At 52.4% G+C, this 12190-nt stretch carries 7 protein-coding genes; 1 reads left to right on the plus strand and 6 read right to left on the minus strand.

The window, feature by feature from the left end; all coding sequences use genetic code 11:
* A partial coding sequence (locus tag BM123_RS20335; protein WP_139211998.1) for an HYR domain-containing protein occupies positions 1-3452 on the minus strand: 3452 nt, incomplete at its 3' end.
* Positions 3453-3817: 365 nt separating this feature from the next.
* On the opposite strand from BM123_RS20335, the gene tyrS reads away from it, so the two are divergent.
* Positions 3818-5134: a tyrosine--tRNA ligase gene (tyrS, locus tag BM123_RS20345; protein WP_090172366.1), complete on the plus strand. Its 1317-nt coding sequence runs from the start codon at positions 3818-3820 to the stop codon at positions 5132-5134.
* 48 nt (positions 5135-5182) lie between these two features.
* On the opposite strand, the gene BM123_RS20350 is transcribed toward tyrS, so the two are convergent.
* The 5 genes from BM123_RS20350 to BM123_RS20375 all read right to left on the minus strand — a co-directional run bounded on the left by BM123_RS20350 (position 5183) and on the right by BM123_RS20375 (position 11932).
* On the minus strand, positions 5183-6937 hold the full coding sequence (locus BM123_RS20350; RefSeq protein ID WP_090172368.1) for a PKD domain-containing protein: 1755 nt from the start codon (positions 6935-6937) through the stop codon (positions 5183-5185).
* A 46-nt stretch (positions 6938-6983) separates the two neighbouring features.
* Positions 6984-7745 carry a Stf0 family sulfotransferase gene (locus tag BM123_RS20355; RefSeq protein WP_090172370.1) on the minus strand — a complete coding sequence of 254 codons (762 nt, stop codon included), beginning with the start codon at positions 7743-7745 and terminating at the stop codon, positions 6984-6986.
* 73 nt (positions 7746-7818) lie between these two features.
* Positions 7819-9177 (minus strand): MFS transporter, encoded by a 1359-nt coding sequence (locus tag BM123_RS20360; protein ID WP_245748633.1) that lies wholly within the window; start codon positions 9175-9177, stop codon positions 7819-7821.
* 333 nt (positions 9178-9510) lie between these two features.
* Complete coding sequence (locus BM123_RS20365; RefSeq protein ID WP_090172372.1) at positions 9511-9894, minus strand: GxxExxY protein; 384 nt, start codon at positions 9892-9894, stop codon at positions 9511-9513.
* A gap of 340 nt (positions 9895-10234) precedes the next feature.
* Entirely contained in the window at positions 10235-11932 is a 1698-nt protein-coding gene (locus BM123_RS20375; RefSeq protein ID WP_090172376.1) for a UvrD-helicase domain-containing protein, read from the minus strand.
* Positions 11933-12190: the final 258 nt, after the last annotated feature.

The following is a 12190-nucleotide window of genomic DNA, read 5'->3' on the forward strand; positions in this document are numbered from 1 at the left end:
CCATTAAAGTTATAGTCGAAGGCCACAACACCACTCTCACTGAACATAATCCCTTGCTGGGCTCCAAACTCAGAGCCGGTATTGAAGACGGTTGCTTCGGTCATCAGGGTCATCGCATCAGCCGTAAAGTCAACCGTTATGAGTTGCTCGTCAGAGGGGGGGCTCTGAGCTCCGCCAAGGAAAGAAAACAGAATTTCTGTCCAGTTCTCCGGGGCGAAGTCGCCCGTAAAACCAATCGTTGGCTCATCTCCCAAACTCGCCGGAGAGATAGAGTACCGGAAGCGCCCACAACCATCCACGATTGGGCCGTTGCTGGGGTCGTTGTCATCCACCGTGATATCAAACTGGAAAGCATCCAGCAGCGCTGTATTGCCGGTCAGGAACATCCGGGGGATAAGCAAGCCCTGGCAGTCATCATTGAGCGTCAGGTTGATCTCGGAGACACAAGCCAGGTTCGGCTGTTCGAAGCCAACAACAACCGTTACCGTCGTGACGGTCTCGTTACCACTAGCATCGGTTACCGTTACGGTGAGTTCGTTCGTACCGATATCAGCCCCCGTAAAGGTCAGCGAGCGGTCAAACTCGATCGTGATGGGCTCTCCACAGTTGTCCGTAGCCGTCGCCAGATCACCGGTCGTCAGCGTCATCGTAGGCTCATCATCGGTGAGAGTGAGCATCTGGTCCGTGGTTACTACATCCGGCGGTGTATTATCTTCAATAGTAACGGTAAATTCACAAGCTCCGCTGTTGCCAGATGCATCAGTAAAGGTCAGCCGTACCGTATTAACCCCTAATGGAAAACCTCGGTTATTGCCTAGTACGGCAGAGATATTAGCGGAAAAATCAAAGAATAAGTTGAGAAAATTATTACCATCTTCATCGAAATACTCCTCTTCCAGTAGTCCAATGCCATCACAGTTATCTCCGTTAGTCCACATACCAGCATTGCCTTGAAATAAACAATCTTCATCAGCGAAGTGCACCGTATTGGCGCAGGTCATTACGGGGCTGATCGTATCGACGGCCATAAGACCAATTGTACAATTCGCAACATTACCCGCAATATCCGTAGCCGTTAGCGTAGCGGTCCCGGTAGTTTCGTCGCAGCCAAGCTCAGGAGCGATCAGCGCGATATCAATCGCAGCAGAGTCCGTACAGTTGTCAGTCAGGCTCATGATGGCAAGGGAAGTATCCATAACCGTTGCGAGGCCCATATCATCAATGAAAACCGCTACATCCTGGCATACAAGTGTTGGAGGAACCATATCCTCTACCGTAACGGTCGCGTCACAGGTAGTAACATTCCCCGAAGGATCCGTAACTGTCAAGGTGACAGTATTAGGACCAATATCAGCACAATCGAAATCCGTAATATCTTCGGAGAACGTCAGTGGTCCACAGTTGTCGCTAGAACCACCGTCGATCTGAGACATAGTATTGTCATCAGTGGCGATGGAACCATTGCCCTCACCGTCCAACTGAACGGTGAGATCCATACAGACCGGAGCTGGTGGGGTCGTGTCTAACACAATCAATGCTACCGTACACTGCGTAACATTATCACTAAAATCGCGGAAACCGTACGTCACCATGATATCTTCTCCAGTATTGGTACAGTCTGCATCAAGGGTACGAGTACGGTCGATCGTACCAGATACTGCACAATTGTCGGAGGTATCAATAGTAATATTATCAAAAACGAAGTTGGCAGAGTTAGGGTCTGCAAATTGTCCGTCATCATCTAGATAAAGCGTAAAAGAAGGCACACAAGTCACCTCAGGCCGTATGGTGTCCAGGACCGTTATCTCAGCCGTACAAGACACCTCGTTTTGTGCGCCTTCGTTTTGAAATAAGGTTACGGTAACAGGCATGTTAGCCACATCACCACAATCAAAGTCAGCCTGCGAAAGGCTCAAATTGGTATTATCACATGATCCGCTCACCTGAATTTCTTCGGGTGTGATGGAGGTATTACCTGCATCATCAACGTATACCGTTACGTCCTGACAGGTGAGTTCGACGATACATGGGTTTATCGTAATGGTCTGTTCGCAGCTAGCCGCTAGTCCTACATAATCCGTTACCGTAAAGGTCCTGGTTACGATAATGGGATCAGTACCTGCTTGCACATCAATATAAGTAATGGTTTCGACGCCACAGTTTTCGTCGATGTCACCACCTTCTGCGGTGAACTGCGCTTCGGTGATGGTCACTTCTACTTCGGAGTAAGCAAGGTCAGAACCTTCCCCGTTACCCACGCTGGTTTCGTCACCGGCAATCTCGAAATCTTCCGGGCAGGCATCAATGATGGGGTCTTCGTTGTCGACAACTTCAATGAAGAAGAAACAGGTTTCCATATTTCCTTCCGCATCAAATACTTCGTAAGTAACACGAGTAGTCGTGGAAGCGGAAGCTCCGCTGCCATAGAAATAAGTAGATGGTGTGATGATCTGTACATAACCATCCGTTTCCTGTGCCATAATCTCCGGAGAACCAGAACCATAAGTAAGTGGGTCAGGAATAATCGTGGCTGCGGGCATGCTTTCCGCTGAGAAAACGATGGCTAAAGAGTCTACACCACAATCATCCGAAAAGCGGGGCGTCCGCCAGATGACTGCCGAACGACAATCTCTGCTGCTACTTACGCCATCGCTTGGCGGAGTAACCGTATAGACATAATCCATTTCTGTCATCATCGTGAAGGTCTCGTCGCAAACGGGGCGGGCCGTAGCGTCGTCGATGGTTGGGGCGGCGGCATCAACACACGCAATCTCTTCCCCTGAAACCGTAACGGTAAAATCCACCAAATCGCCCGTATCGCCACCTCCGCCATCTGCAATGTAGAGCGTCCAGTTGCCGTTGAGTCCATCACTTTGCGGGTAAAAATCAGCGAAAGAGAAGACCTGCGGGCCATTGGTTCCGGCAGTCAATAGATTTCCATCATTGTCTGGGCTATAGTCACATATCCCGTCATCTGCACAAACAGTACTTCCAGTGGTACTTCCCATAGTCTCCGCTGACTGAGGAGCCGTATCTGAAAAGGTGATTGGGCTAGTGGAGACAAGGTCATCCGACGCTCCACAAGCAGTAGCTGTACCTGCACCAGCACCAGCAACTAACTGAAGAATACTACCATCAGGTGCCTCGACGAAGATATCGAGGTCACCAACCCAGGTATGATTGATCGCCGTTTCCACCGTTATGGAAGTAACGTTACCACCAACGGGGAGGCCAGAAACATTAGCCGTAGCAGACAGGACTGTGGTACCCCCCAAATCTGTCAATTGCTCACCGCAGCCAGCAATTGGCCAATCGGGAATGGCCAGCGTAGCTCCACCATAAGAACCTTGGGAAGAAAAGGCTTGTGCCATCAACCCGGTGGCTCCTAATAAGATAAGGGTAACACAAAGGAGGCTACGGCCGATGGCCGAAAAGTGTAAATGTGTCGTCATCTTTTTAAATCTGAGATTAAGTAAAACCCTAAAAGTGGGTGCAAGCGATCAAAAACAAAGCATTAAACTACTGAATTTGCTCGTATGAAGTCACAACGCAGAGGTTAAAACACATGAGAAGGGCAAAAAACAGGTAGAAACACCTGTTCATTCTCCAGCCCTTGCGATTAAAAAGCTTTCCTGGCATCCTGCGTTCGCGCCCCTCTTTCTCTATACCGAAGCGCTGCTGATGGAAAAAACTAAGGAGCAAAACAATACCCTTCGGTAAAAACTGCACGCGTATATTTGCCCCACTTTTTCCTTAGCCACCCGCAACTCTGCTACCTTAGTGCAGTGTTGATCAAAGAACCAATCACTCGAAATTTATGGACTTTATTGCCGAACTAGAATGGCGCGGTATGCTGCACCAGCTCACCCCCGGAATTAAGGAACACCTGGCCGAAGCCCCCCGCAAGGCTTACATCGGTTTTGACCCCACGGCCCCTTCCATAACGATCGGTAATTATGTTCAGATCATGTTGCTTACGCTTTGGGCACGGGCCGGTCATCATCCGGTGGTGCTATTCGGCGGGGCGACCGGACGCATCGGTGACCCCAGTGGAAAAGACAAGGAGCGGCAGCTTAAAAGTTACGAAGAACTGGACGGCAACCTGGAACACCAACGACAACAAATGCTGCGCTTACTGAGTGCAGGACTAAGGGGCGCAAACGCAGGTGCCGTGGAGGTTGAAGGAGCAAAGTTTTCCGTCGTCAACAACTACGACTTTTACAAAGACATGAATGCGCTGGACTTCCTCCGAAACGTCGGCAAAACCCTCACCATCAGCTACATGATGACGAAGGACTCGGTCAAGAACCGCCTCGAATCAGGGATGTCCTTCACCGAGTTCAGCTACCAGCTCCTGCAGGGCTACGACTTCCAGTGCCTCTACGAGCAGGAAGGCGTTACTGTACAGATGGGTGGCTCTGACCAGTGGGGAAACATCACCGCTGGCACCGAATTCGTGCGCCGCAACCTGGAGGGCAAAGCATTCGCCGTCACCACTCCCCTACTCACAAAGGCAGACGGTTCCAAATTCGGCAAATCTACCGCCGGAAACATTTGGCTGGACCCCGACATGACGACTCCCTACGACTTCTACCAGTTCTGGTTACGGTCTGATGATGCGGACATCCCTACTTACCTGAAGTACTTCAGCCTTCGCAGCAAGGAGGAAATTCTGGCCGACTGCGCCATCATCGAAAAGGAAGGCGCGGAATTCCGTGACATCAACGACGTGAAAAAGCGCCTGGCGGAAGAGCTCACCGAGCGCATCCACGGTGCTGATGGTCTTGCTACCGCCATCCGGGTCACTAACCTGCTCTACGGTAAAGGTGCCGCTGATGACCTGCGCGCGCTCGACGCCAAAACACTTGCCTTCCTGGGCGGGACACTTCCCACGCACACCTTCTCCAAAGACCAACTCGCCGCCGGCGTCAACCTGATGGATTTTCTGGCGGGGACCGAAATTCTGGCCAGTAAGTCAGAAGCTAAGCGTGCTATTCAAGGCAACGCCATCGGTATCAACAAAGAGAAGGTCACCGACGTGGAAGCAACCGTTTCCGCCGACAACCTGCTCCACGATAAGTTTATGATGGTGGAGAACGGTAAGAAACGACGGTATTTGGTGGTTGTGGAGTAAGGGAGTAAAGGGGTAAAGGAAAAAGGGGGTTAAAGGAGTAAAGGGAGATCAACGGATGGCAAGCCGGGCTACTTTTTCCAGGGAGGGTACGCGCAGGAGGTAAATTCCGGTGGGATGATTAGCGACGTTTAAGCTTTCTCCATTCATGAGCCAACGTTGGGTTAGTATTCTTCCGGCTATGTCTCTTAGTTCTACCCCCGCTCCCTCTTCCGGCAAGCCGTTAAGCGAAACGTTTTCTTTGGCGGGATTAGGGAAGACCGAGAATTCATCAGCGACTTCCACCGTTGCCACGGTGCTCAGGCTGCTTTGCCCGTCGTAGTCGAACTGCCGGATGCGATAATAGTGAGTACCTGCCCCAGGGTTCTCATCTGCGTAAATAAAAGTAGCGTCACCGGCTAAGTTCCCACTCGCCGCTACCAGACCGATGGGCCGGAAGGTCTGTTCTCCTGCCCCGGCGTGTTCCACCCGAAAATAGTCGCTGTCTACCTGATCGGCGACTGACCATTCGAGCAGGTTTTCTTTCCCGTTATGAACGGCCGTTAGCGGAGTCGTCCACCGCAGCGGGAGGAGTTTTTCAACGGTAACGATTTGCTCCAGGGTATCCCAGCTCAGGATGTCGTCAGAGACGAAGAGCTTTACGGCGTAGTCGCCGTCGGCTGCGAAAGTGTGCATTGGGCTGGGGTCAGTAGAAGTGCCCCCATCTCCAAAGTCCCAGAACCAGTTCTCCGCATCAATGGAGGCATCGGTAAAGGTTACCTCCAGTTCGTTGGTAGCGACGGAAAAGTCGGCCGTAGGCTTGTGTTGCTCCCAGAGGAAATTAGTGACCATAGGCAGCAGTATATCCCAATGAAAGTTAGGTCCGCTGCCATTAGCCCAGCTGCCGTTGTTGGTGCCGTAGAACTCATGGTCTCCGCCCGTAACGAAGTAGGTTTCGTGTGGAGCCGTACCGTTGGCATCCAGTTGATCGTTGATGGGCCCGGAGCCGAACACATCGGGGAAAGCCCCGAAGCCAAAGGGCGGGCCGGTGATGAAGGGGACGGTGCCGTCGTCCGTTCCGTGGGCCAGAAAGACGGGTTGATCATCAGTAGCATCCACCAGGTCTACGGCGGAGATGGCGCCCCAGAGGTTAACGACGCCGTTGGGGGTGCCGCTGAAGCCGGGGTTACTCCCGGCGTCGGGAGGGCCAAGGTCAGGGGTGATTCGCGGAGTAAGGAAGTCCGTATACTGAACCGCGCCGGTTTCCGGCGGAATCTCATCGGTCTCCGTCATGTAAATACTGTGCAGGGCGATGAAGCCTCCGGCACTGCTTCCGGCCAGGTATACGTGGTCGGGGTCAATACCCAGGCTGGCGGCGTTGGCGCGAAAGTAGCGGACTGCCGTGCGGCCATCCTGAATTCCGCGGTATACCGCCCGGGTGCCGTGAAGTGCTGCATTGGAGAGGAAGTAAAAGCCCTTGCGGTAGTCAATGGTAGCGGTTACGTAGCCCTTGCGTGCAAAAGAATCACAGAGGGCGACCATATCATCGTGGCTGCGGTTACCGTTGAAGAATCCGCCGGAGTGGGCGAAGATGATGGCGGCACGTTGGTCATGACTGTCTCCCGTTGGCTCATAGATATCCATGACCAGATCACGGATGGTGGTATTTGTCTCGTTATTATAAACAGCGTTCAGGAAAGGCGCCTGCCCGTACACCACATTGCTGGTGATCGTGCTGCCGGGGAAAATGGTTTCCACGTAGCGACGGTCCTGAGCAACCAGAGACTGGCAAAGAGCTAACGAAAGTATAAGTAGAAATGCGCGCATGCCTAAAGATAAGCAGCAATGGCCATGGTCAAAAACCAGCGAAGATTCACCAGATTTTCTGCCCTATACCTTCCTGAATGTCCTTTCGAAAGCGTTGCACCCATTTCTCAGACTCGGCATTCGCCGTTCTGGCTAAAAGCTTTTCGGGGACAATTTTGGGAGCTTCTTCGATGCCAAGGTAGTCCAGAATATGCTGAATGGTGGCGGGGAAATCGTCTAGCATATCTTCATATACCACCGTTAGGGGTTGAATATCGTAACGGCTGAAATATTCCTGTATGCCGCATTCCTTGAGCATTATTTCCTTGTAGAGATGGGTGAGGGCGTCGGGGACATAGTTGTCTTCCCAAAAGTCCTCGCTGAAGGATTGGTTTTCGCCTTGTTTCAGGTGCCAGACACCGTCCTTAATCGCCTTCCACCAGGAGACGGCCTGGCGAATTTTGTTGCGACGGGTCAGGAAGATGTGTTGGCAGTTCGGGAAAAGGTCGGCGAATACCGCCTGATCTCCGGCCGAAGGGTCAAGGCCCTGAAGCAGTCTCAATTCATCGGTCCAGCCGTCATAAATGGTGGCGTGACGGGAATGCTTGATGCCAAAAATGCCATTCTCTCCGGTTCCCAGCCGGTGGATTTCGGCTTTTAGTTCGGCGTAAGTTTCCAGACCGTATTTTTCGCGGAGGTTTTTGGCGTCCATCAGGTTGAAGTGTTCGCCGGGCAGGCCGGCTACGCCGGTTTGGGACAAACCTTCACACAGGAGGGTGGAGCCGCTTCGCTGGGTCATCCAGATGCGGTAGGATTTGTGTACTTGCAAAAGAGAAGGTGATTTTAGGGCTGGAGAACAGTTCGAATGAATCAAAAAGTTTCAGCAGTTCCCTTCCCTGCTGTTAATGACTTCCCCCTGCACCTGCGGCCGCGCCCACAACTCCGCTGTGCTGCTCACGCACCAAAAGCCAGAGAGCTGCACTTACGGCCAGTGTGCCGGTACTAATCATGTAAATCAACGATTTATCGGCTGCATGTTCGATGTACCCACCCAGCAGGGAAGCCACAACCTGAGGTAAGACCACTGACAGGTTAAACAGTCCCATCATGAGGCCCATTTTACGCTGATCGACCGTCTCGGTCATGATGGCAAAAGGAAGGCTGACGATGGCCGCCCAGCCAATACCGACAACGGCCATCAGAGCTCCGAAGGCATAAATGGAGGTATAGCCGAACAGTACAATGAGCAGATAACCAACCGCACTGATGGCAATGGCAATAGCGTGGGTTTTGACCCGGCCGATTTTACGGGCAATGGGTTCCAGCACCAGGGCTGGCAGTAGAAACCCGACAGTATTGAGCACCGCAAAGGCGATTCCGATCTGTTTACCGATGAGGTCGTTCGTCTCCGGATCGAGCTCTGCGTTAACGTCAAAGCCCATGATGTTGCTCTTGATATAGCCGAAGGTGTAGATGAACATGGTTTGTACTCCTACCCAGGTGAAGGCGTGTGCGAAACAGATCTTCAGAAACTCGGGCCAATCAGTTCCCCGGTTCAGCTTCATTGAATTCTTCGGGATTGCGACATCATCGATCGTACTATCCATTGCAGCAGCTGACATTCCCTCCGCCTCTTGTTCCGCCGCAGCGTCCAGGCTCCGGGGCTCCGTAATAAAAAAGGGCGGAATCACGGAAAAGAGAAAGACAATGATGGCCCCCAGATAGATCAGGGCGTAATTATTGAAGATCACGGCCACCAGATAAGCTCCGACACCAAAGGCCCCGGAGATGGTCTGCATGATCGTGAAGCCTTTAGTGCGAGCTTCTCCTTCTGGCGTTACGTCTGCAATAACCGATCGCGCGGGGTTGAAACTGATGTTGATGGCCAGGTCGAGCGTCAGTGCCACCGTAAGGGCTACCGTGGCAATGGCGGCGACGCCCATCCCTTCGCTGATAACATCCAGAAACGGTAAGGCAAGGATCATCAGCGCCGCAATGGTACCTCCAATAACAATGAATGGCCGACGCCGACCGCCCATAAACCAAACGTTATCGCTCACCACCCCGACAATCACCTGCCCCAAAATTCCCGCTAGGGGACCAGCCAGCCAGACTAAGCCGATTTCTTCAAGATTGAGACCGTACTGGGTGTTTAAAATCCAACTCAGAGCCGAAATTTGTACGCATAGGGCAAAGCCCATCGCGGTGGCGGGCAGGGACAATAGGGCGTATTGGCTACGGGAGAGATTGTTGGAAGGCATGATGGGCGTTTTGCTGATCGGGAATGTGGAATGGGGAAGATAGGGATCGTTGCGCGATTGGGGTTAACGCGGAAGGGGGATCGCTGCGCGATTAGAGTTCACGCAGAGGGACGCAGAGGGGGCGGAAGGACGCGGAGAGGGATTGCTGCGCGATGGGGGGCACGCGGAGGGGGGATCGCTGCGCGATTAGAAAGTTCACGCAGAGGGACGCAGAAGGGGCGGAAGGACGCGGAGAGGGATTGCTGCGCGATGGGGGGCACGCGGAGGGGGATCGCTGCGCGATGGGGTTCGTACAGAGAGCTGCAAGGACGCAGAAGAAGGGCTTTTAATGTGTTATAGCTTATTCACTATCCGGTTAAAGCCGGGGGGATATAGAATTCTCTCACAGCGAAAATTTATCAGCAGGCCAAGTTTATAGCCCGAGAGTACCAGCTGGGTGGTGATTTGCTTAAAATCGATGGTGGTGAGCTGTTTGATGGCCTTTAATTCCAGAACGACTTTCTCGTTTATCAGGATATCAATTTTGAAGGCGACCGTATCCCGAAGCCCGTCCTCGTCAATATATACCGGCACCTGATTTTGGGGCGATAAACCAGCTTGTTTTAAGCGAACCATCAAAATTTTCTCGTAAACCGATTCATACAAGCCCGGGCCATATTGCCGATGAACATCCAATAGAACTTTCCGGACGATGTAGGTAATTTCATTCTCTGTCATAGGGTAGTTATTAAATATTTATCTGAATAATTTTTCCAAAACTCCTTCATTCCTCCTCTCCCTGTGCTGCGAAGCAGCCCTCTCTGCGTCCTTCCCCTCCTTCCGCGTGAGACTCACGCCACAGCTGCGAAGCAGCCCCTTCTGCGTCCTTCCCCTCCTTCTGCGTCCCTCCGCGTGAGACCCGCGCCACAGCTGCAAAGCAGCCCTCCTCCCTGCGTCCTTCCCCTCCTTCTGCGTCCCTCCGCGTGAGACCCGCGCCACAGCTGCGAAGCAGCCCTCCCTGCATCCTTCCCCTCCCTCCGCGTGAGACCCGCGCCACAGCTGCGAAGCAGCCCTTCCTCTAAAAAGGCAAACTATCAAACAAAGACCCCTCCTCCTCCATCTCTTCCAGATCAGCCGACTCCACCAGAAATAGCGTTTTCATCGCCCGCGTAATGGCAACATACTTCAGGTTGGTTTCCTGTTCTTTCTCCCAGTCTTTTTGCCCCTGGCGGGAAACGGGTAACTGGTCATAATCAATGATAAAAACCCGTTCTTCCTCCAGGCCCTTGGCCCGGTGAATGGTAGACAGACGGATAGCGTTTTCCTTAGCGGAAACGAAGGCTTTGATCCTTTCCAGAATAGTGGAAATGGAACAACAGTCCTTCTGCCAGAGCTCATGCTTTTTGTGTAGAAACTCGAGTCGTTTTTCGAGGTACTCTGTTTCTACCTGCAGGTACACTTCCCGGTCAGAGGCTTTGGCAATCTTTTGCGCGTTTTGCCGGATGACCCACATATTGCGGCTGAAGACCTGTTGTTTTAGCGCGTCAAAATCACGATAGCGAGCCTTGATGTTGGCCTGTCGCTCGCCTTGTTTGAAGAGTACCTTCAGCTCACCGATAAACTCAGCGGCCTCGTCAGGGGCGACTTGTACTTTTACGTTTTTGTCAATAAACTCAAAAACAAGAATTAAAAGCGGGGCGCGGAAACGGCTGATGATCAGGTCACCGGGCCGGGCAACATCGGAAACCTCTTCCACACCGATAGTGCTTACTTTGCCCTTAGCACGTTTAGCCCCAACGATGTCTTCGCGAATTTCCCGGGCCAGCTCGATAACTCTTTGTGGGCAGCGAAAACAGGTCGTGAGGGGCAACTGCGTAGCCCGTGTCATCCGTTTTACGCGGGCGAAAGACTCCACATCAGCACCGGTGAAGCCGTAAATTGACTGGCGGGGATCTCCCACGGCGAGTACCCGGCTGCCCTGGCGGCCGTATTTGGCCGCTATGGCGAACTGGGCCTTACTGAGATCCTGGCACTCATCAATAAAAATCCAATCGTATTTCACCGAGGAGCCCAACTGCCAGACAAAGGGCAGGTAGATCATATCTGTAAAGTCAATGATGTAACTCCGGGCCGCCATCTCGGTTCCTTCCTTCAGCAGCAGGCGATGCATCCGGTGGTAGAGTTCCAGTTCATCGTGAAAGATTTTGCTGTTCTCCTCCGTATGGGTAAAAATGCCGAAGTGACGCACCATTTCCTCGAAAGCTTCGTAGGTGGGTCCGTTCAGTACGGCCCGGTGCTTCTGGTTAATATTCAGCAAGCGCTTCTGTACCCGGTAGAGCAGGTTCTTTATGGCAAAAGTTTGCCGACTATCATCTTTGTCTCCGGGGTTGAGCCCATTGAGTTCGATCAGCGAGCGAAGATCGGGTTGCAGCTTTTTCTGCATCGCTTCGCTTTTGAACAAGGTCAGGTATTTATGCTCGTTAAGCTGGAGCCGGTCGCCATAGTCACTGTTTTCCCGCAGGATTTGAAAGCCCAGGGCATGGATCGTCTTTACCGCTACGGCAGGCATTCCTTTTTCCCGGAAGCGGCGCCCGATCTCCTTAGCAATACTGTTATTAAAGGCACAGAACAACACCCGGGCGGGCTCCGCCGCAAAGCGGGCACACTCCATGATCGTCGTTGTTTTCCCCGCACCGGCTACTGCGTCAATAATACCGTGCCCTTCCCCCTCGCGGACGAATTTGAAGATAGCCTGTTGTTCTCGGGTAAATTTCAAAGGATGAGGTCTGCTGCGGGCTTAAAGGTAGCAATAAAAACAAAAAATGTTATTTTGAATAATAAAAAATGTTTTCAGGCGCGGCCGCAGGTGCAAGGTGTATTTTTAAAAAAAGCATTGTGGAGTGGGCCTTTAGCTTTTGCTTGCAGCATTAGACCTGGCTGTAACCCGTTGAAATGATAGCACCTCAAAGCCCCCCTCCCTGCGGAAGAGGTTGCGGGAGGGGGGCAATGAGCTACTGTCAGTCTAAAAGCATGT

The organism is Neolewinella agarilytica (assembly GCF_900110645.1).
GTDB classification, from domain to species: Bacteria; Bacteroidota; Bacteroidia; order Chitinophagales; family Saprospiraceae; genus Neolewinella; species Neolewinella agarilytica.

What these genes read in the sequence shown, in the direction of transcription:
- tyrS (WP_090172366.1), top strand. Translation starts at nt 3,818, where the DNA reads ATGGACTTTATTGCCGAACTAGAATGGCGCGGTATGCTGCACCAGCTC.
- BM123_RS20350 (WP_090172368.1), bottom strand. Translation starts at nt 6,937, where the DNA reads ATGCGCGCATTTCTACTTATACTTTCGTTAGCTCTTTGCCAGTCTCTG.
- BM123_RS20360 (WP_245748633.1), bottom strand. Translation starts at nt 9,177, where the DNA reads ATGCCTTCCAACAATCTCTCCCGTAGCCAATACGCCCTATTGTCCCTG.
- BM123_RS20365 (WP_090172372.1), bottom strand. Translation starts at nt 9,894, where the DNA reads ATGACAGAGAATGAAATTACCTACATCGTCCGGAAAGTTCTATTGGAT.